Below are 26,302 nucleotides of genomic sequence, written 5' to 3' on the forward strand. Positions count from 1 at the left end.
ATTGCCGGAAAAAGAGGAAGTCTGGCAAAAGGGTTTTGCATTTTTGCAAGGGTGGCGATGGACTGGGACGACCTTCGCATCTTTCTGGCGGTGGCGCGGGCGGACAGCTTGTCGGGCGCCGGCCGCCGGCTGGGCATCGACGCCTCGACCGTCGGCCGCCGGGTGGCGCGGCTGGAGCAGGGGCTGGGCGCGAAGCTGTTCCTGAAAACGCCGCAAGGCTATGCGCTGGCCCCCGAGGGCGAACGGCTGCTGCCCCATGCCGAGGCGATGGAGCTGGCCTCGGCCGGCGCCGAGGAGGCGCTGACCGGCCCCGGCGACCTGATCGGGCAATTGCGCATCGGCGCGCCGGACGGCTGCGCGAACTACCTGCTGCCGCAGGTCTGCGCCCGGATGGCCGAGTCGCATCCCGGGCTGGAAATCCAGATCGTGGCCCTGCCGCGGGTCTTCAACCTGTCGCGGCGCGAGGCGGACATGGCCGTCGCGGTCTCGCAGCCGCAGGCCGGGCGGCTGGTGGTGCAGCGCCTGACCGACTATCGGCTGCACCTGGCCGGGCACGAGGACTACCTGCGCGCCCACCCGCCGATCCGCGGGCTCGCGGACCTGCGCGGCCATCGCATGATCGGCTATATCGCCGACATGATCTTCGACCGCGAACTGGACTATCTGGCCGAGACCGGGGCGGACTGGGCGCAGCTGACCTCGAATTCCGTTTCCGTGCAGATGCAGGCGATCCGGGCCGGCGCGGGCCTGGGCATCGTGCACGACTTCGCCATTCCCTTCTGCCCCGGCGTGCGGCGCATCCTGACCGACCGGCTGTCGCTGACCCGCAGCTTCTGGCTGATCCGGCACCAGGACGACCGCCGCTCGCAGCGGATGAACCGGCTGGCGGATGTGCTGGCGCAGGGCATCCGCGCCGAAGTGGCGCGGCTTCAGGCACAGCTGTCCCCCTGAGGTCGGGTGCGACAGAGGGGGGGCTTGACGCAAGCGCGGGTTGAGGCAACCCTGAGAGGGCAGGGGCAAGCCCATGCCAGCCCGATCAAGGAGGAATAGATGCTCGTCAACCAGATCCTGTCGATGAAAGCCAGCGGCGAAATCTTCACCGTCGCCCCCGACGCCACGGTGGCGGATGCCGCCCGGCTGCTGTCGGAGAAGCGCATCGGTGCGATCGTGGTTTCCGACGACGGCAAGGTGCCGCTGGGCATCTTGTCGGAACGCGACATCGTGCGCGAGCTGGGCAGGCGGGGCGCCTCGGTGCTGGACCTGCCGATCAGCGAGCTGATGACCCGCAAGCTGATCACCTGCACCACCGGCAGCAGCGGGCTGGACGTGCTGAACCTGATGACGCAGGGCCGCTTCCGCCACCTGCCCGTGGTCGACGATTCGGGCGAGATGGTGGGACTGGTGTCCATCGGGGACGTGATCTCGGCCCGGCTCAAGGAACTGGCGGCCGAGAAAGAGGCCCTGACCGGGATGATCATGGGCAACTGAGCCCGTCCCCGTCCCGCCGCGCGCAACGCCGCGGCGGGACAAGGCCTTGCATAGCCTCGCAAAACCCTGTTTGACTGCGGGAAGGCGGCGAGGAGAAGCACCCATCATGCGCATCGGGCTTTACCCAGGCACTTTCGATCCCATCACGCTGGGCCATCTCGACATCATCCAGCGGGCGCTGGAACTGGTGGACCGGCTGGTGATCGGCGTCGCCATCAACCGCGACAAGGGCCCGCTTTTCCCGCTCGAGGACCGGGTCGCCATGGTGCGCGAGGAATGCGACCGCATCGTCGCCGCCCGCGCCAGCGGCGAGATCGTGGTGCATCCGTTCGAGAACCTGCTGATCGACTGCGCCCGCGACGTCGGCGCCACGGTGATCCTGCGCGGTCTGCGGGCGGTGGCGGATTTCGAATACGAATTCCAGATGGTCGGCATGAACCGGGCGCTGGACGCCAGCATCGAGACCGTCTTCCTGATGGCCGATGCCCGGCGCCAGGCCATCGCCTCGAAACTGGTCAAGGAAATCGCGCGACTGGGCGGGGACGTGTCCAAATTCGTCTCGCCGGCGGTGAACCAGGCCCTGGCGCAGCGCTTTGCGCGCTGAGGCTTTTTCTTTACCGCTTCCCTGCTAACCTTCCCGGCGTTGAAGGAGGAGCAGATGGTCGTGACCGATTCGGACCCCAAGCCCATTCCCCTGCCCATCCCCGAGCCGGAGCGGCCACCCATGCCCGACCCGATGCCCGATCCCGGCCCGGACGAGGTGCCCTTTCCCGAAGTGGTCGGACTGGGCGCCATCGGCGCCGCCCTGGGTGCCGGCTGGCAGGACTTCCGCCGCGCCCCGGCCTTCGGCCTGCTGTTTGCGGCCTTCTATGTGCTGGGCGGGCTGGTGCTGACGGCGGTGGCCTCGGCGGCGGGGCAGGAATGGTGGCTGATGCCCTTCGTCGTCGGCTTTCCGCTGATCGCGCCCTTCGCCGCGGTCGGGCTCTACGAGGTCAGCCGCCGGATCGAAGCCGACCAGCCGCTGATCTGGCGCGAGGTGTTGTCGGTGGTGGTGGCGCAGAAGGACCGGCAGGTGCCCTCGATGGCCATGGTCATCCTGCTGATGTTCATGTTCTGGGTTTTCGTTGCCCATACCACCTTCGCGCTGTTCATGGGCGTGTCGTCGCTGACCAACATCACCTCGTCGCCGGAACTGCTGCTGCAGGGCCGCGGGCTGGCGATGCTGGCCGTCGGCACGCTGATCGGCGCCGGCTTCGCGGCGGTGCTGTTTTCCATCACCGTGGTCGGGCTGCCGCTGATCCTGGACCGCGAGGTCGATCTGGTCTCGGCGATCATCGCCAGCTTCCAGGCGGTGGCCGCCAATCCCGGGGTGATGCTGGTCTGGGCCTTCGTGATCGCGGCGCTGCTGTTCCTGGGCATCCTGCCGATGTTCCTGGGACTTTTCGTGGCGTTGCCGGTGCTGGGCCACGCCAGCTGGCACATGTATCGCCGGCTGATGCCGGACGGCTGAGCCGCATGCAAAAGGCGGCCCGAAGGCCGCCCCGAAAGGCTCGCGAAGGATGAGGGATCAATCGGCGCTGGCGGCGGCCGGGGCCGGGCGCGCGGCGGGCGGCGCCAGTTTCGGCGTCACGCCATTGGCAAGCGGGTCTTCCTGGCGCTGCACCGAACCCTCGAAATGGGCGCCGGATTCGATGGCGATGGTCTTGTGGATGATGTCGCCTTCGACGCGGGCGGTGGCGGTCAGGCGCACCTTCAGGCCGCGGACGCGGCCGACGACGCGGCCGTTCACCACCACCTCTTCGGCGACGATCTCGCCGCGGATGGTGGCGCTTTCGCCGACGACCAGCTGATGGGCGCGGATGTCGCCCTCGACCGTGCCCTCGACCTGGATGTCGCCCTGGGTCTGGATATTGCCGGTGACGGTCAGGTCCGGGGACAGGACCGAAGGCGCGGTGCGATTGCGCGCGGCCGGGGCCGAGGCGGGAATGTCGTAGGTGGTGTCAAGGCTGCGCGTTTCGGGCTCGGGCGTCGGCTGGGTGCGGGGGCCGGGTTCGGTCACACGGGTCTTAGAAAACATTTTGGGCTGCCTTGATGAAGCTCATGGGATCCACGGCGCGGCCGTTGACACGGACTTCATAATGAAGATGCGAGCCGGTCGACCTGCCGGTATTTCCCATATCACCGATCCGGCTGCCGCGCGATACCTTTTGGCCGACCTTCACGCGAATCTTGGACATGTGACCATAGCGGGTTTCGGTGCCCAGCTCGTGCTGGATCTTGACCAGATTGCCGTAGCCGCGCTGCCAGCCGGCCCAGATCACCGTGCCCTCGCCGGTGGCATAGATGGCGGTGCCGACCGGCGCGGCCATGTCGATGCCCTCGTGCGAGCGGCCCCAGCGGCGGCCGAAGGGCGAGCTGTAGCGGAAGGTGGATTGCACCGGCATCGCCAGCGGCATCTTCTCGACCGCGATGCGATAGCTGTTCATCTGGTCCAGCGTGATCATGATCTCCTGGGCCTTGGCTTCGCCCTGGGTGATCTCGGCATTGCCGCTGGAGGAATAGCCGATCGGGTTCAGCGGCCCACCCTGGCCGGAATAGCCGCGCCGCACCGTGCGCAGGATTTCGTCCGGGTTCATGCCGACGCTGCGGAACATGTCGTCCAGCGGCTTGACCGACACCGAGACCGCGTCTTCGAGCTGCGCCAGGATCTTGTCGTTGCGGGCGACGATCTGGTCGCGCTCCAGCGTCACCGCCTCGGCCATGCGGCGGGCGTCCTGCGCCTCTTGCACCGCATCGGCGCGGTCCGAGGCGGCCTGCTTCAGCTCGCCAGAAAGGATGTCCAGCGCCGCCTGCAACTCGGCGGTGCGCATGGCGGGGGCGGCGTCGGGGTCCTGGCCCTGGGCCGCGGCCTGATGCTGGGCCTTGACGGCGTCTTGCAGGCTGGTCTGCACGGCGCCGAGCCCGGTTTCCAGCTCGCGCCGATGCGCCTCGGATTCCAGAAGCTGGGACTGCATCCGCGACACCTGGTCCAGCGCTACGGTAAAGCGGGCCTGGGCGGCGGCGGCCTCGGCGGCGCGGCTGTCGCGCTCGGCGGAAAGATCGGTCAGCCGGGTCTCGAAGGCGGTCTGCGAGCGGCGGGCCTGATCGCGCGACGACCCGGCGCTGACCGCGTCGATGACCAGGATCGAGCTGGCGATGATGCTCCAGCCAAAGACCAGGGCGATGCCGCCAAGGGCGATGAATTGGGTCGCCGGACGCAGCCGCAGGAAGCGGGTGGTCTTGTCCGACTTCAGGAAGAGCCGCTGCTCCGGCAGCCAGCGCTCGAGCACCGAATTCAGGCTATGGGTAATGCGCAATGTCCCGGGTCCATGTTGTTTCCGCCGGTCCGGCCCGGCAGAGGGGCGGTCGCGGCGCTGCGCCGGGTAAATCCGACCTGTGCTCAAAGCGCAACATTGCTGGAATATATGCTCAACCCTTGGGCGGATTGACGCCGATCCGGGGGCGGAGGACGGGTGGATAACCGCCGGTGTCCCCTTGGGACGGCGCTATCAATCATCGATTGAAATGCGCCTTGTTCCGGCCAAGTCGATGGTATCGCGCCGGAAAACTCTTGCGGGCAACCCGGAGGGATGACTGCCTGCGACTTTCTGCCTAGGCGGTCGCGCCTGCCGGGCTGGCGGGCAGCGGCAGGGCTTTCGCGACCCCCGCCGTTGCGATTCTGCCGCGCAGTCCGCTTCTTGCGGGAACCCGGACGGAGTTGCGGCGTTTGCGGCGGTTTCAGGCGATCTCATAGGGCAGGGGGCCGGGCCGGTCCTGCGGGATGCGGATATGCCGGTCCACCGGCGGCACCGAGCGCTGATGGCACGCGGGTCGCGGGCAGATGCGGCAGGACACTCCGATCGGCTCGAACAGCTGCGGATTGCCGACGTCCAGCCCGTCGGCATAGACCAGATCGCGGGCGTGGCCGACCTCGCAGCCTAGGCCGATGGCAAAGCGGCGCACCGGCGCGCCGAAGGCGCCGGCCGGCTTCGACACGTCGCGGGCCAGCAGCAGGTAGCGCTTGCCGTCGGGCGTCTCGGCCAACTGGCGCAGGAATCGCCCCGGCGTTTCAAAGGCCTGGTGCACGTTCCACAGCGGGCAGGCGCCGCCGAAGCGGGCGAACTGCATCCGGGTCGCGGAATGGCGCTTGGTGATGGTGCCGGCCTGATCGACGCGGACAAAGAAGAACGGCACGCCGCGGTCGCCGCCGCGCTGCATGGTGGACAGCCGATGCGCCACCTGTTCCAGCGAGGCGTGGAACAGATGCGCCAGCCGTTCGAGGTCGTGCCGCTCGGTCCGTGCGGCCTCCAGGAAGCGGGCATAGGGCATCATCGCCGCGCCGGCGAAATAGTTCGCCAGCCCCAGCCGGGCGATGTCGCGGGCCGAGGCGCTGCGGAAGCGCGCCAGTTCCAGCGTTGCCTCCAGCAGGTCGCCGCGGCTTTCGAGGGCCAGCAGGTGCAGAAGTTGAAAGGCCTGGGTCGCCGGCTCGGCCGCCGCGTTCAGGGTGATGCGCTTGCCGGCGCGCAGATAGACCGCGCCCGAGCCGAGTTCCGCCTGCGTCACCTCGATGCCGCGCTCGGCGAGGCCGGCGACGGCCCGTTCCAGCGGGTGCAGGCCGGGACGCAGGCGGGCGAAATGTTCGGCCGCGCGATCCACCGCGTCGATGTAATTGTCGCAATAGTGGAAGAAGTCGCGCACCTCTTCCCAGGGCGAGGGGGTGGCGTTCTGGGCGCCGGCCCCCAGCGCCTCGTCCATCGCTGCCAGCCGCTCCTGCCCCTCGCGATGGGCGCGGTAGAGATCCAGGAAGGCGCGGGCCAGCGCCGGGGCGTTGGTCGCCGCCAGCCGCAGGTCGGCGCGGGGCGGCGCGCTGTCGAACAGCGGGTCCGCCAGCGCCTCGGCCATGTCCATGACCATGCGCTCGGCATCGCCCACCGCCATGGCGCCCAGATCGACCGAGAATTCCGAGGCGAGCTTCAGCAGCACCCCGGCCGAGACCGGGCGGTGGTTGTTCTCCATCTGCGACAGATAGGGCAGCGAGACCCCCAGCCGGTCGGCGAAGGCGCGTTGCGTCAGCCCGGCGCGCGAGCGTGTCTCGCGCAGGGCGACGCCGGCATAGATCTTTTGGGTGGCCATCGGACTTCCTGTCTTTGCAAAGACAGGGATACGCTTTGCAAAGGCATCCCGGCAAGAGGCATCAGCCGCGCCGGATCACCTGCCGCTCGCGGATCATCACCCAGAGGATGAACAGGATCGAGGCCATGGCCGAACCGGCCATGATGATCAGCAGCGGCGCCGCGCCGGTATCGTCATGCAGAAGCGCCCCGGCCAGCGCGGCCAGCCCGGCGCCGCCCGCCACCGCCATGGCGCCGCCCAACCCACTGGCGGTGCCGGCAAGCTCGGGCCGCACGCTCATCATGCCGGCGTTGGCATTGGGCAGCAGCATGCCGTTGCCCAGCCCCATGAAACCCACCGCGCCGAAGAAGACCAGCGGCGTCAGCCCGCCGCCCAGGTCCACCAGCAGCGCCGCCAGCAGGAAGGCCGAGCAGATCAGCGCCCCCGCCAGGATCATCCGGTTCATGCCGATCCGCGTCGAATAGCGCGCCGACAGGAAATTCCCCAGCGCATAGCCGATGGAGGGGCCGGCGAACCAATAGCCGACCTCGGCCGGCGACAGGTGCAGCACCACCTGGCCGACGAAGGGGGCGCCGCTCAGATAGGCATAGAAGGACCCGGCGCTGAGCGTCGCCGCCAGCGCATAGCCCCAGAAGCGTTGCGACCGCGCCAGCACCGGATAGGTCGCGATCTGCTGGCGCAGCGGCACGCCGCCGCCGCGCGCGGTCTCGTTCAGGTCCCAGCTGCACAGCGCCATGACCCCGAGGCCGGCGACGCCCATGGCGACGAAGCTGGCGCGCCAGCCCAGCGTCTCGTCCAGCACCCCGCCCAGCGTCGGCGCGATCATCGGCACCAGCGACATGCCCATGGTGACATAGCCGATCATGCTGGCGGCCTGCTCGGCCGGAACCATGTCGCGCACCACGGCGCGGCTGATGACGAAGCCGGTGGTGACGACGGCCTGCACCAGCCGAAAGGCCATGAACCAGCCCGGATCGCGGGCCATCAGCGTGCCCAGCGTCGCCAGCAGGAAGATGGCGAAGGACCCCAGCACCACCGGCCGGCGCCCGAAACGGTCGCTGATCGGCCCGCAGAGCAGTTGCAGCACGGCGCTGACCGCCAGGAAGGCCGAGACCGACAGTTGCATGAAGCCGTATTCCACGCCGAAATCCCGCGCCATGGCGGGCAGCGAGGGCAGGAAGATGTTCATCGACAGCGCGCCCGTCGCCGAGATCGAGACGAGCGTGATCAGATGCGGTTGCCGCGCGGCGGGATGGGTCGGGGTGGTCATGGCGTCAGATTGCCCGTCCGGCAGGCAAAGGCAACCGCCGGTGCGAGGTTCAATGCGCGGCGCCTCCGAACCGGTGGAAGATCAGGAAGGCGCCGAAGCAGATGAAGCCGAAGCCCAGGGCGATGTTCCAGGTCAGCTTCTCGCCCAGCCAGAGCCAGGAAAACAGCACGAAGACCGAAAGGCTGATCACCTCCTGGATGGTCTTCAGCTGCGCGGCGCTGAAATAGCCGTAGCCGAAGCGATTCGCCGGCACCTGCAACAGATATTCGAAAAAGGCGATGCCCCAGCTGATCAGGACCACGGTGATCAGCGGTGCAGTCTTGAACTTCAGATGGCCATACCAGGCGACGGTCATGAACAGGTTCGACAGGATCAGCAGGCCGACCGTCACGAAAGGCACGGGCAGGTTCATTCGGACCGATCCCAGCTGCGATGTTTTTCCAGATTGCCGAAGCGGGTGAAGCGACCCTCGAAGGACAGCTCGACCGTGCCGATGGGGCCGTGGCGCTGCTTGCCGATGATGACCTCGGCCTTGCCGTGACAGGCTTCCATGATCTGCTGCCAGTTGGCCATCTTGTCGAGGTCGTGGTCGGCGGGCTTTTCCCGCTCGCGGTAATATTCCTCGCGGAAGACGAACATGACGATGTCGGCGTCCTGCTCGATGCTGCCGGATTCGCGCAGGTCGGACAGCTGCGGCCGCTTGTCCTCGCGGCTTTCGACTTGGCGGGACAGCTGCGACAGGGCGATGACGGGAATGTCCAGCTCCTTGGCGACGGCCTTGAGGCCCTGGGTGATCTCCGAGACCTCGTTCACGCGGCTGTCCTTGGCGGTGGCGGCGCGCAGCAGCTGCAGATAGTCCACGATCAGCAGATCCAGCCCCATGGTGCGCTTGAGCTTGCGCGCCCGCGCCGCCAGCTGGTTGATCGGCAGCGCCGGGGTGTCGTCGATGTAGAGCGGGCAGTTCTGCAGATCATGCGCGGCATTCACGAAGCGGCGGAACTCGTCCTCGGTCATGTCGCCGCGCCGGATCGATTCGCTGGGGACCTCGGCCGCCTCGGACAGGATCCGCGCGGCCAGCTGCTCGGCCGACATCTCGAGGCTGAAGAATCCGACGACGCCACCCGCCACGGTGCCGTGGCTGCCGTCGGGCAATTCGCCGGTCTTGTGCACCTTGGCGACGTTGAAGGCGATGTTGGTCGCCAGCGAGGTCTTGCCCATCGAGGGGCGCCCGGCCAGGATGATCAGGTCCGAGCGGTTCAGCCCGCCCATCTTGCCGTCCAGATCGACCAGCCCGGTCGAGATCCCCGACAGCCCGCCCCCGCGGCTGAAGGCGGCATTGGCGGCGTTCAGTGCCCCGGTGACGGCGGCAAGGAAGCTCTGGAAGCCGCGCTCGGCCACACCCTGCTCGCCGAGCTTATAGAGCACCTGCTCGGCTTCCTTGATCTGGTCCTCGGCCGAATCGTTGACCGAGACGATGGCCGCGCGCGAGGCAATGTCCTGCCCCAGCCCGATCAACTCGCGCCGCAGGGCGAATTCGCGGATCATCTGCGCATAGTCGCGCGCGGCATGGGACGAGATCGCCGCCCCCGCCAGCCGCGCCAGATAGGCCGGGCCGCCCAGTTCCTTCAGGCCGGCATCGTTCTCCATGAACGCCTTGATTGTCACAGGGCTCGCCAGCGCGTTCTTGGCGATGCGCTCGGCGCAGATCTCGTAGATGCGGCGATGGACCGGGTCGTAGAAATGCCGCACCTGGATGATGCGCGAGACGTGGTCATAAACTTCGTTGTTGGTCAGGAGCGCGCCCAGCAATTGCTGCTCGGCCTCGATCGAGAAGGGCACGGCCTGCCCGGCGGCGGCTTCGGCGATCTCGCCGGGCTTCCTGATTTCGAGGGCGCGCAATTCGCTCATCCCATGGTCTCCGGCATGCGACTCGGGTGGGGGCTGTTATCCACCTTCCACGCCGCGGGGTCCATCGGGATATGCTGTGGATATGCTGTGAGCAAATTGCCGCCCCTTGCACCGCTGGCAAGGGAGCATGGGTATTTGGAAAACGGAAAGGAGCCACCGCCGAGGCTCGTCTTTCCGTTTTTCAAATACCCATGCTGCGGTGCTGCCAGGAGATACGCGCGAAGGCGGGTCCGGATCAGGGATGCGCGGCCTGCCAGGCGCGGGGATCGGTGAGGAAGCTCTCGACCTCGGACAGCGTCGCCTTGTCGTAGAAGCCCTGGGTCTTGGCCTCGGCCAGCACGTCCCACCAGGTGCAGAGATGGTGCAGTTGCACGCCGTGATCTGCCAGGCGCTGCGTGGTCTCGGGGAAAATGTCGTAATAGAAGATCACCGCGGTATGGCCGCAGGTCGCGCCGGTCTCGCGGATCGCGTCGACGAAACTCAGTTTGCTGCCGCCGTCGGTGGTCAGGTCCTCGACCAGCAGCACGCGCTGGCCCTCGGTCATCGCCCCCTCGATGCGGGCATTGCGGCCGTATCCCTTGGGCTTCTTGCGCACATAGGTCATCGGCAGTTCCAGCCGTTCCGCGACCAGTGCCGCGAAGGGGATGCCCGCCGTCTCGCCGCCGGCGATATTGTCGAAGGCGTCGAAGCCCGCGTCGCGCAGCACGGTCGCCGCCATGAAGTCCATCAGCGTCGAGCGGATGCGCGGGAAGCTGATCAGCTTGCGGCAGTCGATATAGGTCGGCCCCTTCAGCCCCGAGGCATAGGTATAGGGCTCGGCCGCGTTGAAATGCACCGCCTTGATTTCCAGCAGCATGCGGGCGGTCAGCCGGGCGATCTCCTCGCGCGGGGGGAAGGGCAGGGTCATGCGGGATCCTCGACGTGCCAGTAGAGCGGGAAGCCGGGGTCGAAGACGGTGACGGTCTCGTCGCCGGCGTTGATGTGGGTCGGATAGGGCGCGGGTGTGTCGCGCCGGACCAGCCGGATGCGGTCCTCGTTCGCGGGCAGGCGGTAGAAGCCGGCGCCGTTGAGCGCGGTGAAGCCCTCCAGCCGGTCGAGCGCGCCGTCTTCCTCGAAGACCTGGGCCAGGATCGAGATGGTGTTCGGCGCGGTGAAGCAGCCGGCGCAGCCGCAGGCCGATTCTTTGGCCCGGTCCGGATGCGGCGCCGAATCGGTGCCGAGGAAGAAGCGCGCATCGCCCGAGGTCGCCGCCTTGCGCAGCGCCAAGCGATGCGTCTCGCGCTTGGCGACCGGCAGGCAGTAGTAATGCGGACGGATGCCGCCGACCAGGATGTGGTTGCGGTTGATGACCAGGTGATGGGTGGTGATCGTCGCGCCGATGTCCTCGTTCGCGCTGACGTAATCCACGCCGTCCGCGGTGGTGATATGTTCCATCACCACCCGCAGTCCGGGCGTCTTGCGGCGGATCGGGTCCAGCACGCGGTCGATGAACACCGCCTCGCGGTCGAAGATATCGACGGCGGGGTCGGTCACCTCGCCATGGAAGCACAGCGGGATGCCGGCCTCGGCCATGACGTCCAGCACGCCGCGCACCTTGTCGAAGTCGCGCACGCCCGAGGCGGAATTGGTCGTCGCCCCGGCCGGATAGAGTTTCACCGTCGAGATGATTCCGTCGCGATGCGCGGCGACCACGTCGGCAGGATCGGTCGCCTCGGTCAGGTAGAGCGTCATCAGCGGACGCAACGTCACCTTGGATCCCAGCGCGGCCCGGATCCGGTCGCGATAGGCGGCGGCCTGCGCCCCGGTCACGACCGGCGGCACCAGGTTCGGCATGATGATCGCCCGGCCGAAATGGCCGGAATATGAAGCCACTGCCTGCAGCATGTCACCGTCGCGCAGGTGCAGGTGCCAGTCGTCGGGGCGTCGAAGCGTAAGCGATTTGGTCATGTCGTCGCTGTATACCGGGCGTGGCTGCAAAGCCATAGGGCAATCGGGCAGGACCAAAGAAGCACTTGGCAATTGCCCAGCCAAGGCGCAATTTTATTACCTACCGCTCTTTCGAAGGGATTCGGATGGTGTTCGGATTGATGAACCAGACCAGCATGCAGGCGCCGCTTCTGCTTTGGCAGCAGATGGCGCGCATGGCTTGGGAATCGCAGATGGTGATCGCGTGGCGCACCGCCGGGATGATGGGCCTTGTGCGCCAGGATGCCGAGGAGCCGCAGCGCATGGTCATCGAAAAGGCCAATGCCGCGACCGAGGCCATGCATGCCGCGCTGCGCGCCGCCGGGCGCGGCGACCGCGCCGACAAGGTCATGGCGGCGGCGCTGCGGCCCTATCGCCGCCGCACCAAGGCCAACGTCAAGCGGCTGTCGCGCAAGAACTGATCGCCGCCGAGGCCTGGAATGCAAAACGCGCCCCCAATGGGGCGCGTCTGCATGTCGCTGGCGCAGATCTCAGATCAGCTTGCCCATGGCGACGGCGGTATCCGACATGCGGTTCGAGAAACCCCATTCGTTGTCGTACCAGCTGAGGATGCGGACCAGCTTGCCCTCCATCACCTTGGTCTGGTCCATGTGGAAGACCGAGCTGTGGCTGTCGTGGTTGAAGTCCGAGGACACCAGCGGTTCGTCGGTATAGCCCAGGATGCCCTTCAGCGGGCCGTCGGCGGCGGCGCGGATGGCGTCGTTGACTTCTTGCACCGAGGTGTCGCGCTTGGCCTCGAACACCAGGTCGACAACCGAGACGTTCGGGGTCGGCACGCGGATCGCGACGCCGTCCAGGCGGCCCTTGAGTTCCGGCAGCACCAGGCCCACCGCCTTGGCGGCGCCGGTCGACGTCGGGATCATCGACAGCGCGGCGGCGCGGGCGCGATACAGGTCCTTGTGCATGGTGTCCAGCGTCGGCTGGTCGCCGGTATAGCTGTGGATCGTGGTCATGAAGCCCTTGGCGATGCCGATGCTGTCGTTCAGCACCTTGGCCACCGGCGACAGGCAGTTGGTGGTGCAGCTGGCGTTCGAGACCACCAGGTCGTCCTTGGTCAGCGTGTCGCCGTTGACACCGAAGACGATGGTCTTGTCGGCATTCTCGCCCGGGGCCGAGATCAGCACGCGCTTGGCGCCGGTCGACAGATGCGGCTGCACCTTTTCTTTCGAGGTGAAGATGCCGGTGCATTCCATGATCACGTCGATGTCGCCCCAGGGCAGTTCGGCCGGGTTGCGGATCGCGGTAACCTTGATCGGGCCGCGGCCGACGTCGATCGAGTCGCCCGAGACCGTCACCTTGGCGGGAAAACGGCCATGGACCGAGTCGTAGCGCAGCAGATGCGCGTTGGTCTCGACCGGGCCCAGGTCGTTGATCGCCACGACCTCGATATCATTGCGCCCCGATTCGATGATCGCGCGCAGCACGTTCCGACCGATACGACCAAAGCCGTTGATCGCCACCTTGACAGCCATGGGGGTTCCTCCGCCGCTGATGAAGTTTCGCGCTGCAAATAGCCCGTATCACGGGGGGAATGCAAATGGCCCCGGACCGGTTTGTCGCCGATCCCGGTCCGAAACCGGATGTTAGCGACGCAACCTTGGGGCCGGGCCGTCGGGCAGGGTGGACCGCAGCGGCGCGTCCGCAGGGATCCGCAGGCGGCGGGGGTGGGGCGACGCGAATCGTGCCGATCGGCCTCCGCCCGACGGCGAAGCGGGCATAGGCTAGCGCCAGAAGCTGAGATATTCGATCAGGCTGGCGAACTGCTTGCCCAGGAACAGCGGCAGGTTCCAGTGCAGCAGCAGCGCATCGGCCAGGAAAAGCCCGAGGATCAGCAGCCCCAGCGCGATGGCGATCTGATTTGTCATGCCGTTCTCCAAGACTGCCCGGCCCCTGGTCCGCGACGCATCATGGCCCGCCCAGGGCCCTCGGCACCCGTGCTAGGCGAGAGCCGTGCATCAGGCAAGCCGTCCCGCTGCGGTCCACGCCACGCGGCTGGCCGGACCTGCCCGGAGGCGGCGGTCAGGGGGCGGGGTCTTCCTCTTCCTCCTCGGCGTCGGGGGCGATCAGGAACAGATCGCCCGCCGCCTCCATCCTGCGGATGGCCGCGACCACGGCGTCCATGGCCTCTTCGGCATCCTTGGTCGAGACCTTGCCCAGCGCCTCCATCTCTTCGCGCATCGACTCGGCCAGGCGGCTGGAGATGCCGCCCAGGATGAACTCGACCGTTTCGCGCGCGTCGCCCTTGGCGCCGGCGAGCGCCTTGAGCAGCACGGCATTGTCCACCTCGCGGGTGAGGCGGGCGATGTCGCGCGCATCGACCCGGTGGGGGATATGCGCCCAGGTGAAGATGGTCTTGCGCACCTCGCCGGCGAAACCGGCGTCGTCGTCCTCGAGCCCGGCCAGCACGCTGTCGCGCATGGAGGAGGGCGAGAAATTCAGGATCGCCCCGACCTTTTCGCCGGCCTTGCCCTGGAGCGGCGGCTGCGGCACCGCATCCGCGGCCTGGATCAGCGCCTTGCCGATGCGTTGCAGCGCCTCGGCCTCGATGCCGCCGGTCAGCGACATCGCATAGGCGATCTGCCGCGCCAGGTCGGAGTCCAGCAGGGCAAAGACCTCGGCCGCGCGCGGCACCGGCAGTTTGGAAAACATCACCGCCGCGATCTCGACCGCCTCGGTCCGCGCCAGTTCGGCCAGCAGCGTCGGCGTCATCGCCGCGATCCGGTCCCAGGGATCGCCGGCGCCGTTCAGCGCTGCCATGCGCCGCAGCCGGTCGCTGGTGTCGGGCGAAAGATGGCCGTCGAGCAGGTCAAGCGTGCCGTCGATGTCGCCGGGGAAGGACAGGCCGACCGATTCCAGCCGGTCGCAGAATTCGGCCACGATGGCGTTGCGGGTGTCGCGGTCGATGACGCCCATCAGCGCCATTTCCTGGGCGAGATCGGTCTGCAGGCCCGGCGGCAGCCGGGCCAGGTCGATGTCGTCGCCCTCGGCCAACACCAGCCGCACGATCACCGCCGCCTTCTGCCGCGGGGTCAGCTGTAGTCCCCCGATTGCCGGAACGCCCATGGATTGCCCCCGATTCACAAGTCCTTGGGGGCAATCTGGCACAGATATGCGAACGCGCGGTTAATGCTGGAGGTTTTCGTCGAAGACCCGGGCGAAGATCGTGTCCACATGCTTGGTGTGATAGCCGAGGTCGAATTTCTCTTCGATCTCGGCCGGCGACAGCGCCGCCGTCACCTCGGGGTCATTGAGCAGCTCGGTCTTGAAATCCGCGCCCTGCTCCCAAACCTTCATGGCGTTGCGCTGGACCAGGCGATAGGCGTCCTCGCGCGACACGCCGGCCTGGGTCAGCGCCAGCAGAACCCGCTGGGACATCACCAGACCCTTGAATTTGTTCATGTTATTCAACATGTTCTCGGGATAGATCACCAGGTTTTCGACCACGCCGGCCAGCCGGTTCAGGGCGAAATCCAGGGTGATGGTGGCGTCGGGGCCGATGCCGCGCTCGACCGAGGAATGGCTGATGTCGCGTTCGTGCCACAGCGCCACGTTCTCCATCGCCGGCACCACCGCCATGCGGACAAGGCGGGCCAGACCGGTCAGGTTCTCGGTCAGCACCGGGTTGCGCTTGTGCGGCATGGCCGAGCTGCCCTTCTGGCCGGGGCTGAAGAATTCCTCGGCCTCCAGCACCTCGGTGCGCTGCATGTGCCGGATCTCGATGGCGACGTTCTCGATCGAGCTGGCGACGACGCCCAGCGTGGCGAAGAACATGGCGTGACGGTCGCGGGGGATGACCTGGGTGCTGATCGGCTCGGGGCGCAGGCCCATGCGGGCGCAGACGTGCTCCTCGACCGCCGGGTCGATGTTGGCGAAAGTGCCGACCGCGCCGGAAATGGCGCCGGTCGCGACTTCCCAGCGGGCTTTTTCGAGCCGGTTCCGGTTGCGGGCCATCTCGGCATAGAAGCGGGCGAAGGTCAGGCCCATGGTGGTCGGCTCGGCGTGGATGCCGTGGCTGCGGCCGATGCGGACGGTGTCCTTGTGCTCGTGGGCGCGCTTCTTGAGCGCGGCCAGCAGCCGGTCCATGTCGGCCAGCAGGATGTCGGCGGCGCGCACCAGCTGCACGTTCAGCGTGGTGTCGAGCACGTCCGAGCTGGTCATGCCCTGGTGGACGAAACGCGCCTGGTCGCTGCCGATATGCTCGGCCAGATGGGTGAGGAAGGCGATGACGTCATGCTTGGTCACGGCCTCGATCTCGTCGATGCGGGCGACGTCGAACTCCACGTCTTTGGCCTTCCAGACCGCTTCGGCATTCTCGCGCGGGATCACGCCCAGATCGGCCTGGGCATCGCAGGCGTGGGCCTCGATCTCGTACCAGATCTTGAACCTGGTCTCGGGCGACCAGATGGCGGTCATTTCGGGGCGGGAATAGCGCGGGATCATCGTGGCCTCCTTGGGTTGGCCGCGATTTAGCGCGATGCGGTGCGGGCAGCAAGGTCGCAGGGGGGCGAGGCAAAGAGGCGGAAGCGCAAAGGCCCGTTGTCGATCCGTCGCGCTGGTCTACAGGCCCTCGGCCAGGTCGCCTGCCGCCTTCACGTCCTCGGAGATTCGCTGCACCGACTCATGGGAAAAGCCGTGAAACTCTTGTCGGACCTCATGCATGAACTGGGCCGGGCCAAGGCCGGTGTGCAGGACATAGCCGAGGAAGCGGTAACCAAGAAGAGGAAGCCCAAGCCACCCATGGCCGCATTGGATGTGATCAGGGACAGGATGCAGGCGGAAAATGCGATGACCCATGCAAACCCGGCCACACCGCGGATGCCAAGCCATGAGAGCAGGGTGGCAGAAGCAATCATGTATTCGGGAATGTTCGATTTTCCGTTGAGGGCCATCTGGATTATGCTGCTGTAGACCGTCCACAGCAGAACCAGCATGATCAAGCCATAGATCGACTTGCTCCATTTCAGGATGCCGCGTGCATAAAGTGGCAGTAGCATCGCGATGGCGGCCGTGCCTGAAAGGAAATCCGGTTTGATCGAGATCGTCTTGGTGCGGAAGAATCCTTGCACCTTGTATTCAATGTAACACAAGCATGCCGCGACGATCAGGAAGATGATCGACAACAGCTTGGTCGAGCGGTGAGAAAATTCCGTCTCGCTGTTATTGTGTCGGCGAAGAAGGAAATTTTTCTTTCATAGCGGAGGCTTTCTGGCGATGCGAGGCACGATGTATCAAGGGGATAGCCAACGGATATCCCCTGCCATTCGTTCGCGCAATATGCCAAAATTGTCAGGATGCCACGCTGGAGGCCGCGCCAGCCGGGAAAGCGCGGAATGGGAAAAGCCGCCCCTCTCGGGACGGCACTCTTGCAAGGTTTCAGCGCCGATCAGCAGCTGTAATACATCGCGTATTCGATGGGATGCGGGGTGTGCTCGTAGGCATAGACCTCTTCCCATTTCAGCTTGATATAGGCCTCGATCTGGTCGCGGGTGAAGACGTCGCCCGCCAGCAGGAAGTCCATGTCCTTGTCCAGTTCTTCCAGCGCCTCGCGCAGCGAACCACAGACGGTCGGGATCTCGGCCAGCTCCTCGGGCGGCAGGTCGTAGAGGTCCTTGTCCGAGGCCGGGCCCGGGTCGATCCGGTTCTTGATCCCGTCGAGGCCGGCCATCAAGAGCGCGGCGAAGGCGAGATAGGGGTTCGCCGACGGATCGGGGAAGCGGGCCTCGACACGCTTGGCCTTCGGCGATTCCGTCCACGGAATCCGCACGCAGCCCGAGCGGTTGCGGGCCGAATAGGCGCGCAGCACGGGGGCCTCGAAGCCCGGGATCAGCCGCTTGTAGCTGTTGGTCGAGGGGTTCGTGAGCGCGTTCAGCGCCTTGGCGTGCTTGAGGATGCCGCCGATGAAATACAGCGCCTCTTGCGACAGGTCGGCGTATTTGTCGCCTGCGAACAGCGGCTTGCCGTCCTTCCAGATCGACATGTTGACATGCATGCCGCTGCCGTTGTCGCCTTTCATCGGCTTCGGCATGAAGGTCGCCGACTTGCCATAGGCGGCGGCGACGTTGTGGATGACGTATTTGTGCTTCTGCATGTTGTCGGCCTGCTCGACCAGGCTGCCGAAGATCATGCCCAGCTCGTGCTGGCCCGAGGCGACCTCGTGGTGGTGCTTGTCCACCTTGATGCCCATGCGCTTCATGGTCGACAGCATCTCGCCGCGGATGTCCTGGCCGGCGTCGATGGGGTTGACCGGGAAATAGCCGCCCTTGTGGGCCGCGCGGTGGCCGAGGTTGCCGTCCTCATAGGCGGTGTCGGTGTTCCAGGCGGCGTCGGCGCCGTCGATCTCGAACGAGACCTTCTGCGGCGAGATCTGGTATTTCACGTCGTCGAACAGGAAGAACTCGGCTTCCGGGCCGAAATAGGCCGCGTCGCCGATGCCCGAGGATTTCAGATAGGCCTCGGCCTTGACGGCGGTGCCGCGCGGGTCGCGGGCATAGGGTTCGCCGGTGTCGGGCTCGACCACGTTGCAATGCACGCAAAGCGTCTTCTCTGCATAGAACGGGTCGATATAGGCGGTCGAGGCATCGGGCATCAGCTTCATGTCGGACTGGTCGATCGACTTCCAGCCGGCGATCGACGAGCCGTCGAACATGAAGCCTTCCTCGAAGAAATCCTCGTCCACCAGGTCGGCGACCAGGGTGACGTGCTGCAGCTTGCCCTTGGGATCGGTGAAGCGGATGTCGACATATTCGACCTCTTCCGTCTTCATCAGATCCAGAACGTCGTTGACTTTCATAGGGGTCCTTCCTCCATCAGTCGGCCCGGCGCCGCCGCCGGGCGAAGGGTATCGGTGAATGCGATGCGGGGATCAGAGCGCGTCGTCGCCGGTCTCGCCGGTGCGGATGCGGATCGCCTGCTCGACCGGCAGGACGAAGATCTTGCCGTCGCCGATCTTCTCGGTCCGCGCGGCCGAGATGATGGCGTCCACGGCGGCCTCGACCAGGTCGTCGGGCAGCACCATCTCGATCTTCACCTTGGGCAGGAAATCCACCACGTATTCCGCGCCGCGATAAAGCTCGGTATGGCCCTTTTGCCGGCCGAAGCCCTTGACCTCGGTGACCGAAAGGCCTTGGACGCCGACTTCCTGAAGCGCCTCTTTCACATCGTCCAGCTTGAAGGGCTTGATGATGGCTTCGACTTTCTTCATCGCCTGATCCTTCTCTCTCGCGACTTGTCTGCGCCCTGATTGGCGGGTTTGATGATGCGGGTAAATGGGGCAGGGTCAGGATCGCGCGGCCGATCCCGTTTGCGGGGCCGATATGCCCATATTCGGTGCAGAGAGATGATAATTTAGGCAGTCACCATGCTTCAAGGCAGCGAAATCCTGACCACCGCTCAAATGCGCGCCATCGAATCCGCCGCCATGGCCAGCGGCCGTGTCACCGGCGCCGCGCTGATGGAGCGGGCGGGCGCTGCCGTGGCCGGGCAGATCCGGCTGCGCTGGCCCAAACTGGGGCGGGCGGTGGTGCTGTGCGGGCCGGGCAACAACGGCGGCGACGGCTATGTGATCGCGCGGCACCTGCAGCGGGCGGGCTGGCAGTTGCGCGTGCTGGGTATGGACAACGCTCCCGGCCCGGACGCGGCGCGGATGAAGGCCGAATGGCTGGCGCTTGGCTCGATTCTGCCCCTGACCGAGGATAACCTGCGTGCCGGTCCCGGTGCGGATGTCTATGTGGATGCGATCTTCGGCACCGGCCTGACCCGCGCGCCCGAGGGCGAGATCGCCGCGATCCTGGCCCATCTCGGCGGCTCGGGCGGCGATTGGGCGTTCTTTCGCGAAAGGCTGGTGGCGGTGGATTGCCCCAGCGGCTTGTGTCTCGACAGCGGCGCCTTTCCGGGTCGGCCGCGCCGGTCTGGCGACCACGACTTGCGCGCCCGCCTGACCGTCGCCTTCGAAAGCCCCAAGCCGGGGCATCTGTTGGAGCGCGGGCCGGAATGCTGCGGCGAGCTGGTCATCGCCGATATCGGGCTGGGTCCATGGCGGGTCCGCAATCTGAACGAGGACGGAACTCCGTCGAGGGGCATCCGCTATGCCACCATCCAAGCCATCTGGCCCGATTTCGCCATTGCCGATTCTCGCCGCGATCCGATCATGGATGGGAAGCGGGCGCGGTGGCTGCGCAAGCAAGACGGCGGCGACCATAAGTTCAGCCATGGTCACGCGCTGATCCTTGCCGGCGGCGTGGCGCGTGGCGGGGCCGCGCGCCTGTCCGCCCGCGCCGCCCTGCGGGCCGGGGCCGGGCTGGTGACGCTGGCGCCGCCGGCCGAGGCGCTGCCGGAACATGCCGGCCCGCCCGATGCGCTGATGCGCTGGGCCATAGACGATCCGGCCGAACTGCGCGACATGCTGGAGGACCGCCGGATCAACGCGCTTTGCATCGGCCCCGGCTGCGGCATCGAGCGCGCCGCCGCGCTGCTGCCCGCTATCCTTGCGACCAAACGGGGGGTGGTGCTGGACGCCGATGCCCTGACCGCCCTGTCCACTGATCCCGACCTGATGGCGCTGCTGCATGAGGATTGCGTGCTGACCCCCCACGCGGGCGAGTTCGCACGCGTCTTTCCCGACCTCGCGGCCCGCCTCGAACATCCGCGCCCGCCGGAACTGACCCGCGATGCCGCCGCGACGGATTGGACGCGGATGGGGCGGCATTTGATGGAGACGGAAGCCTATCACGAGGAACTGGCCCAGATGCGCGGGCCGCTCTATTCGCGCCTGGACGCCGCCCGCGATGCGGCAAAGCGCTGCGGTGCCCTGGTCCTGCTGAAAGGCCCCGACACGGTGATCGCCGCCCCGAACGGCCAAGCGCGGATCCATTCCGCCTTCGACATTCCCTGGCTGGCCACGGCGGGCGCGGGCGACGTGCTGGCCGGGATCATTGCCGGCCTGCTGGCTCGCGGCCTGCCGGCGCTGGACGCGGCCGGGACCGGCGCCTGGCTTCACGCCCAGGCCGCGCGCCAAGTCGGCCCCGGCCTGATCGCCGACGACCTGCCCGAGGCGTTGCCGGCCGTGCTGCGCGGGTTGCAGGCTTGAAATTACCCCTCGCATGCAGGCGGCGGCTTTGCTAGATAGCGCGCTGTTGCGGGTGTGGCGAAATTGGCAGACGCACCAGATTTAGGTTCTGGCGCCGCAAGGCGTGGGGGTTCAAGTCCCTCCACCCGCACCATTTTGAAATCATACGATAATTATACGGCTCTCGCAATGATCTCGGTGCGCGAGTTGCTTGGTTTGGACACGAATTTTAGCATTGTCGCATTCCGTCCCCGTTCTGTCCTCGACGAGTCTGCGCAGCCTTTGAGACTCGCTTCCGGCTGGCTTGCGACCGATATTCCTGGACCATCGTCAGCGTCTTGTGTCCGGTGAGGGACTGGATTTCCGTATCGGAGCCGCCTCGGCTGGCCGCTTGGCGGTGGTGTATCGCCATCCATGGAGCATCAGCCTATCCATCAGCCGCGGACAGATCCCTGCTCGAAGAAGATGAATCGGGTCTGCGGACCGGAGGGTCTGCCGCTTCTCATTCATGGGTGGTGGATCCAACCGATCGCTACAACAGTCTGCTGCGTTTGCACCTGCGAGGGGGAAGAGCGTTCGTATCGCTCGCTAAGAGGTGCCGATCCTGGTCGATTTGCTTGCCTGCGTCCCATCGCATCCGAACTGACATGTTTTGTCTGGGTGATTCGCGTCCAGCCTGCCTGTCGCGGGCGGCTTTGCGACCGAAACCACACGAATCCGCCAGGAAACACGCGATTTCGCACGTCCAGGATGAAATTCAATCCGATTCACCAGGTCTTAATATGTCCAATTTAGCCTCTGCGGCACTGCAGATGGATGGGCCAGCAGTTTCTTGCCGGATCGTGGTTCGGGCCTCGGCGCCATGGCGCCTAGGGGGTGCGCGCGAACTTTACCGGTGGAACCCGCTCGTGCTTAGCCCTGCCCCCGAAAGGAAACCACATGCCCACAAACAACGACGACATCATCTACAGCACGTCCCTGAATGATCGCATCCTGGGTCTGGTCGGCGCGGATACCTTCTATTGGACGCCCAGCGGCCGGGACACCTTCATCGGCGGCGACCAGGGCGAGCGATACGACGCCAATCCCTATCTGGACCGCACCGGCGGCGACCAGTTGCACATCCAGGGCAACGTCGGTGCCCAGGTCCGCTTCGTCACCACCGAAGACGGGCTGGTCAGCGTCGGCGCCCATACCCTGAAATTCGAGGGGATCGAGCGGTTCTACGGCACCAGCGGCAACGACACCATCCGCGGGGCCGGCGCCATGGTCACGGCAGAGCATTTCGGCACGCCCACCCACGGGCTGACCATCTATGCCGGCGCCGGGCACGACATCATCACCGGCACCTCGATGGACGACATCCTGGACGGCGGCCCCGGCAACGATTCCATCTGGGGCGGCGCGGGCAACGATTTCATCCAGTCCTCGACCGGCAACGATCTGATCTACGGCGGTGCCGGGGACGAGAACATCCGCTGGGGCCTTGGCGACGCCTATTGGCACAATCCGGGCAATGACACGATCTATGGCGGTCCCGGGCACGACCTGATCAACGTCTGGGTCTGGGAACACGGCGATGGCGACGGCGCGCGCGGCGGCTCGGTCAACATCGCTTCGACCCGCGCCGACGGCGCATTCGCCGGCACCGCCACCGTCGGATCCAGTTCCGGGGTCTCGACCCTGCGCTTCCAGGGAATAGAACAAGGTTGGACGCATAACGGCAACGATACGGTGACGGGCGCGAATGCCAAGGTCACCGGCAATATCGGGTTCCAATGGAACACCCGCTGGGGCGACGACCGGCTGACCGGCAGCGCCGGCAACGACACGCTGGAAGGCGGAGAGGGACGCGATACCATCGAGGGCGGGCGCGGCAACGACCTGATCTCGGCCAACGGCGAATTCTACAACTGGAACACGGCGGGCGACGGCGATGTCGACACGTTGATTTTTCATGGCGGTTTCGGCCACGACACGGTGCTCGCCTTCGACGTCGGGCTGGACATCCTGCAGTTCGACCGCGGCATGAGCTACAGCGTCTCGGAGGTTGCGCGCGGCACGCTGCTGACCTTCAACACCGGCGACACCATCCTGCTGTCGAACGTTTTCGACTTCTGATCCGTCCGGGGGCATGCCCCCGGCGGCTTCGCTGCGGAAGGGCGGCGCTATGCTGCGCCGCGCTTCTGACCGGATTCGCGACTGCGGCCGCCAGGTCGCGGCCACCCTCATGCAACCGGAAAGAATCGGTACCTATGGGGCTGCATCGCGGCTAAATCCAGACATATCAACCGCCTGCCGCAGAAATCGGGCGGCGATGGGACCTGTCCCAAAGGTTAACTGGTCTCGGCACTGCTGATCGTTTTAATTGTATTCCATTGAACGGTCTCAATTTTCGGTTGGTGGTGCGATGTTGATGAATGGTAAGACCCTGCATGTTTCCGTGATGGGTGCCGCGCAAGCGGCCGGCGATCTGGCCTTCGGCCATCTGCAAAGCTCGGGCATTGGAATTGACGGATTGGGCTTTTCTGGCTCGGTCGCGGATTGGTGCGAACTGGGCTTCTCGATCTGCGAAAGCTACCTGATCGAGGCGCAGAACCTGTTCCTCGAACGGGACCTCGGCGGTTTCCTCTCGATGGCCGAAGCGCAATTCGACCCCGAACTGGCCGGCGAGGTGCTGACCCATGCCAATGCGCTGATGGCGGGCGTGGCCTTCCGGCACCTGGCGGGGCAACTGCATCTGGTCGAGACGGCCGAGGAGGCCGACCTGAACTGGTCGACCGTGGCGAACCTGTGGCGCGCGATGAAGACCACGCAGGGCGACATGCGCCTGCCGCGGCTCGACGCGGGCTTCGAAAAGGCGTTGCGCGCCGCGATGCGGCTCAGCTGAGCCGCGGACCCGCCCGCCGGTGCGGGATCGGGCGGCCTTGCGTTGATGCGTCGCCTTGTCCGTGATCCGGCGCGGGAGCAATTGCCGGCGGCGGGTCGGTCCGCATGGCGACTTCGGCTCGCGCCTCTTGCACGAACCGGCGCTGCCCGAGGCGCTTGGCGTGCCGGCCGGGCTTCGCTATGACTGGCAGTCCAGGAAACAGAGGACGCCGGAATTGGACGCAGCCGACCGCATTGCCCGCATCATCGCCCAGGAAATCGACGCCAGCCCCGCCCAGGTCGCGGCGGCGGCGGGCTTGCTGGACGGGGGCGCGACCGTGCCCTTCGTCGCCCGCTATCGCAAGGAGGCGACCGGCGGGTTGGACGACACCCAGCTGCGCAATCTCGCGGAACGGCTGGCCTATCTGCGCGAGCTCGAGGCGCGGCGGGCGGCGATCCTGGACCAGGTCAAGGCCCAGGGCAAGCTGACCGCCGATCTCGCCCGCGCCATTGCCGGCGCCGAGACCAAGGCGGCGCTCGAGGACATCTATCTGCCCTTCAAGCCCAAGCGCCGCAGCAAGGCGACGGTCGCGCGGGAAAACGGGCTGGAACCGCTGCTGCGTGCCATACAGGCGGATCGCTCGGCCCGGCCCGAGGACCTGGCCCAGACCTATCTCTCGGAATCGGTCGCCGATGCGAAGGCCGCGCTGGACGGTGCCCGCGACATCCTGGTCGAGGAACTGTCGGAAAACGCCGATCTGCTGGGCCTGCTGCGCCGGTTCATGCAGGCCGAGGCGGTGATTTCCGCAAAGGTGGTGGCGGGCAAGGAACAGGTCGGCGCCAAGTTCAGCGATTATTTCGACCAGTCCGAGAAATGGGCGAGCATCCCCGCGCATCGGGCGCTGGCGATCCTGCGCGGCGCCAAGGAAGAGGTGCTGACTGTCGAGATCGCCCCCGAGCCCGAGACCGGTGCCGCCCGCGCCGAAGGCATCGTCTGCGCGGCCCTGGGCCGCCTGGGCGAGGGGCCGGGCGACGCCTGGCTGCGCAAGACGGCCGGCTGGTGTTGGCGGGTGCGGCTGTCGAACACCATGTATATCGAGCTGATGGCCGAGCTGCGCGCCCGTGCCCATGCCGAGGCGATCCGGGTCTTCGGCCGCAACCTGCGCGACCTGCTGCTGGCCGCGCCGGCCGGTCCGCGCCCGACCATCGGGCTGGACCCGGGCATCCGCACCGGGGTCAAGCTGGCGGCGGTGGACGCAACCGGCAAGCTGCTCGAAACCGCGACGCTTTACCCGTTCCCGCCGAAATCCGACCTGCATGGCGCCGAGGCCATGCTGGCCGCGGTGATCGCCCGACACGGTATCGAGCTGATCGCCATCGGCAACGGCACCGCCAGCCGCGAGACCGAGCGCATGGTGGCCGATGTCCTGAAGCGCCTGCCCGCCGGTGTGAAGCCGCCGGTCAAGGTCATCGTCAGCGAGGCCGGGGCCTCGGTCTATTCGGCCTCGGAACTGGCCGCGCGCGAATTTCCGGGACTGGACGTGTCGCTGCGCGGCGCGGTCTCCATCGCCCGGCGTCTGCAGGACCCCTTGGCCGAACTGGTGAAGGTGCCGCCCGAATCGATCGGTGTCGGCCAGTATCAGCACGACGTGGACCAGCGCCAGCTGGCGAAGACGCTGGAGGCGGTGGTCGAGGACGCGGTGAACGCGGTGGGAGTGGACCTGAACACCGCCTCGGCGCCGCTGCTTGCGCATGTCGCCGGCCTGGGTCCGTCGCTGGCGCAGAACATCGTCGCCTGGCGGGACGAGAACGGCGCCTTTCCCTCGCGCGCCGCGCTGAAGAAGGTCGGCGGCCTCGGCCCGCGCGCCTTCGAGCAATGCGCGGGCTTCCTGCGCGTCCGGGACGGCAAGGAGCCGCTGGATGCCTCGGCCGTCCACCCCGAGGCCTATGGCCTGGCGCGCCGCATCGTCGCCGCCTGCGGGCGCGACATCCGCCAGATCATGGGCCAGCCGCAGGCGCTGGCCGGCATCCGGGCCGAGGCCTTCGTGGACGGCAGCTTCGGCCTGCCCACGGTGCGCGACATCCTGGCCGAGCTGGAAAAGCCGGGCCGCGATCCGCGTCCCAGCTTCGTCACCGCGAGCTTCGCCGAGGGGGTCGAGACGATCGGCGACCTGCGCCCAGGCATGGTGCTGGAGGGGACGGTCACCAATGTCGCGGCCTTCGGCGCCTTCGTCGACATCGGCGTGCATCAGGACGGGCTGGTGCATGTCAGCCAGCTGGCCGACCGGTTCGTGAAGGACCCGAACGAGGTGGTAAAGGTCGGGGACGTGGTGCGGGTGCGGGTGACCGAGGTCGATCAGGCCCGCAAGCGCATCGGCTTGACCATGCGCAAGGACGGCGGCGCCAGCGCGCGCGAGGCCCAGCAAGCGCGCGGGCCGAAGCCGCCGCCGGGCCGCGGGCCGAAACCGGCGGCGCCGGGGCAGGGCGGGCCGGGCGCCCTGGGCGCGGCCCTGCTCGATGCCTTGCGCAAGGGGTAGGGGGGCAAG

Annotated in this window: 24 protein-coding genes and 1 tRNA gene; 10 read left to right on the plus strand and 15 right to left on the minus strand. The window is 66.8% G+C overall.

The annotated features are described in order from the left end of the window. The first annotated feature begins 57 nt into the window (after window positions 1-57). The 4 genes from JCM7685_RS05690 (at window position 58) to JCM7685_RS05705 (ending at window position 2,998) form a co-directional block, all read left to right on the plus strand. Window positions 58-951, plus strand: coding sequence for a LysR family transcriptional regulator (locus JCM7685_RS05690; RefSeq protein ID WP_074965925.1), 894 nt, complete (start codon window positions 58-60; stop codon window positions 949-951). Between the two features lie 99 nt (window positions 952-1,050). Continuing rightward, a complete protein-coding gene (locus tag JCM7685_RS05695; protein ID WP_074965926.1) occupies window positions 1,051-1,488 on the plus strand; it encodes a CBS domain-containing protein in 438 nt (145 codons plus the stop codon). A gap of 106 nt (window positions 1,489-1,594) precedes the next feature. After that, window positions 1,595-2,092 (plus strand): pantetheine-phosphate adenylyltransferase, encoded by a 498-nt coding sequence (coaD, locus tag JCM7685_RS05700; protein ID WP_074965927.1) that lies wholly within the window; start codon window positions 1,595-1,597, stop codon window positions 2,090-2,092. A gap of 54 nt (window positions 2,093-2,146) precedes the next feature. Further along, the gene (locus JCM7685_RS05705) at window positions 2,147-2,998 is read left to right on the plus strand and encodes a DUF2189 domain-containing protein (protein WP_074965928.1); all 852 of its coding nucleotides are present in this window, start codon (window positions 2,147-2,149) and stop codon (window positions 2,996-2,998) included. Between the two features lie 57 nt (window positions 2,999-3,055). On the opposite strand, the gene JCM7685_RS05710 is transcribed toward JCM7685_RS05705, so the two are convergent. The 8 genes from JCM7685_RS05710 to pyrC all read right to left on the minus strand — a co-directional run bounded on the left by JCM7685_RS05710 (window position 3,056) and on the right by pyrC (window position 11,785). Beyond that, entirely contained in the window at window positions 3,056-3,565 is a 510-nt protein-coding gene (locus JCM7685_RS05710) for a bactofilin family protein (protein ID WP_074965929.1), read from the minus strand. After that, window positions 3,555-4,844: a M23 family metallopeptidase gene (locus tag JCM7685_RS05715; protein ID WP_074965930.1), complete on the minus strand. Its 1,290-nt coding sequence runs from the start codon at window positions 4,842-4,844 to the stop codon at window positions 3,555-3,557. The genes JCM7685_RS05710 and JCM7685_RS05715 overlap by 11 nt, the downstream gene beginning before the upstream one ends. A 421-nt stretch (window positions 4,845-5,265) precedes the next feature. Then, window positions 5,266-6,660, minus strand: coding sequence for a helix-turn-helix domain-containing protein (locus JCM7685_RS05720; RefSeq protein WP_074965931.1), 1,395 nt, complete (start codon window positions 6,658-6,660; stop codon window positions 5,266-5,268). 61 nt (window positions 6,661-6,721) lie between these two features. Beyond that, window positions 6,722-7,930, minus strand: coding sequence for a multidrug effflux MFS transporter (locus tag JCM7685_RS05725; RefSeq protein WP_074965932.1), 1,209 nt, complete (start codon window positions 7,928-7,930; stop codon window positions 6,722-6,724). Between the two features lie 49 nt (window positions 7,931-7,979). Next, on the minus strand, window positions 7,980-8,342 hold the full coding sequence (locus JCM7685_RS05730; protein ID WP_074965933.1) for a DMT family protein: 363 nt from the start codon (window positions 8,340-8,342) through the stop codon (window positions 7,980-7,982). Beyond that, the gene (locus JCM7685_RS05735) at window positions 8,339-9,838 is read right to left on the minus strand and encodes a replicative DNA helicase (RefSeq protein ID WP_074965934.1); all 1,500 of its coding nucleotides are present in this window, start codon (window positions 9,836-9,838) and stop codon (window positions 8,339-8,341) included. The genes JCM7685_RS05730 and JCM7685_RS05735 overlap by 4 nt, the downstream gene beginning before the upstream one ends. Before the next feature lie 235 nt (window positions 9,839-10,073). Beyond that, complete coding sequence (locus JCM7685_RS05740; RefSeq protein WP_074965935.1) at window positions 10,074-10,745, minus strand: orotate phosphoribosyltransferase; 672 nt, start codon at window positions 10,743-10,745, stop codon at window positions 10,074-10,076. After that, window positions 10,742-11,785, minus strand: coding sequence for a dihydroorotase (gene pyrC, locus JCM7685_RS05745; protein WP_074965936.1), 1,044 nt, complete (start codon window positions 11,783-11,785; stop codon window positions 10,742-10,744). Before pyrC ends, JCM7685_RS05740 begins: the two co-directional genes overlap by 4 nt. Before the next feature lie 125 nt (window positions 11,786-11,910). On the opposite strand from pyrC, the gene JCM7685_RS05750 reads away from it, so the two are divergent. Then, window positions 11,911-12,225: an antibiotic ABC transporter gene (locus JCM7685_RS05750; protein WP_074965937.1), complete on the plus strand. Its 315-nt coding sequence runs from the start codon at window positions 11,911-11,913 to the stop codon at window positions 12,223-12,225. Window positions 12,226-12,294: 69 nt separating this feature from the next. On the opposite strand, the gene gap is transcribed toward JCM7685_RS05750, so the two are convergent. The 7 genes from gap to JCM7685_RS05780 form a co-directional block, all read right to left on the minus strand. After that, window positions 12,295-13,296, minus strand: a complete 1,002-nt coding sequence (gene gap / locus JCM7685_RS05755) for a type I glyceraldehyde-3-phosphate dehydrogenase (protein WP_074965938.1) — start codon at window positions 13,294-13,296, stop codon at window positions 12,295-12,297. A gap of 249 nt (window positions 13,297-13,545) precedes the next feature. Beyond that, on the minus strand, window positions 13,546-13,689 hold the full coding sequence (locus JCM7685_RS19825; protein WP_170848878.1) for a hypothetical protein: 144 nt from the start codon (window positions 13,687-13,689) through the stop codon (window positions 13,546-13,548). A gap of 154 nt (window positions 13,690-13,843) precedes the next feature. Continuing rightward, a complete protein-coding gene (locus JCM7685_RS05760) occupies window positions 13,844-14,887 on the minus strand; it encodes a flagellar motor switch protein FliG (RefSeq protein WP_074965939.1) in 1,044 nt (347 codons plus the stop codon). Window positions 14,888-14,947: 60 nt separating this feature from the next. Then, window positions 14,948-16,264, minus strand: a complete 1,317-nt coding sequence (gene purB / locus JCM7685_RS05765; RefSeq protein ID WP_074965940.1) for an adenylosuccinate lyase — start codon at window positions 16,262-16,264, stop codon at window positions 14,948-14,950. Window positions 16,265-16,413: 149 nt separating this feature from the next. Then, window positions 16,414-16,944 (minus strand): hypothetical protein, encoded by a 531-nt coding sequence (locus tag JCM7685_RS05770; protein ID WP_074965941.1) that lies wholly within the window; start codon window positions 16,942-16,944, stop codon window positions 16,414-16,416. 263 nt (window positions 16,945-17,207) lie between these two features. Beyond that, window positions 17,208-18,614 carry a type I glutamate--ammonia ligase gene (gene glnA / locus JCM7685_RS05775; RefSeq protein ID WP_074965942.1) on the minus strand — a complete coding sequence of 469 codons (1,407 nt, stop codon included), beginning with the start codon at window positions 18,612-18,614 and terminating at the stop codon, window positions 17,208-17,210. A 72-nt stretch (window positions 18,615-18,686) separates the two neighbouring features. Next, window positions 18,687-19,025 (minus strand): P-II family nitrogen regulator, encoded by a 339-nt coding sequence (locus JCM7685_RS05780; RefSeq protein WP_074965943.1) that lies wholly within the window; start codon window positions 19,023-19,025, stop codon window positions 18,687-18,689. A gap of 156 nt (window positions 19,026-19,181) precedes the next feature. Between JCM7685_RS05780 and JCM7685_RS05785 the strand changes: the two genes are divergently transcribed. The 5 genes from JCM7685_RS05785 to JCM7685_RS05805 all read left to right on the plus strand — a co-directional run bounded on the left by JCM7685_RS05785 (window position 19,182) and on the right by JCM7685_RS05805 (window position 26,293). Then, window positions 19,182-20,909: an NAD(P)H-hydrate epimerase gene (locus JCM7685_RS05785; protein WP_074965944.1), complete on the plus strand. Its 1,728-nt coding sequence runs from the start codon at window positions 19,182-19,184 to the stop codon at window positions 20,907-20,909. A gap of 48 nt (window positions 20,910-20,957) precedes the next feature. Then, a tRNA-Leu gene (locus tag JCM7685_RS05790) sits at window positions 20,958-21,042 on the plus strand. Window positions 21,043-21,827: 785 nt separating this feature from the next. Then, window positions 21,828-23,009 (plus strand): calcium-binding protein, encoded by a 1,182-nt coding sequence (locus JCM7685_RS05795; protein ID WP_074965945.1) that lies wholly within the window; start codon window positions 21,828-21,830, stop codon window positions 23,007-23,009. A 325-nt stretch (window positions 23,010-23,334) separates the two neighbouring features. After that, window positions 23,335-23,778 (plus strand): hypothetical protein, encoded by a 444-nt coding sequence (locus tag JCM7685_RS05800; protein ID WP_231964690.1) that lies wholly within the window; start codon window positions 23,335-23,337, stop codon window positions 23,776-23,778. Window positions 23,779-23,992: 214 nt separating this feature from the next. Continuing rightward, entirely contained in the window at window positions 23,993-26,293 is a 2,301-nt protein-coding gene (locus JCM7685_RS05805; RefSeq protein WP_074965947.1) for a Tex family protein, read from the plus strand. Window positions 26,294-26,302 lie beyond the last annotated feature (9 nt).

It is taken from the genome of Paracoccus aminovorans, from assembly GCF_900005615.1.
GTDB lineage: Bacteria > Pseudomonadota > Alphaproteobacteria > Rhodobacterales > Rhodobacteraceae > Paracoccus > Paracoccus aminovorans.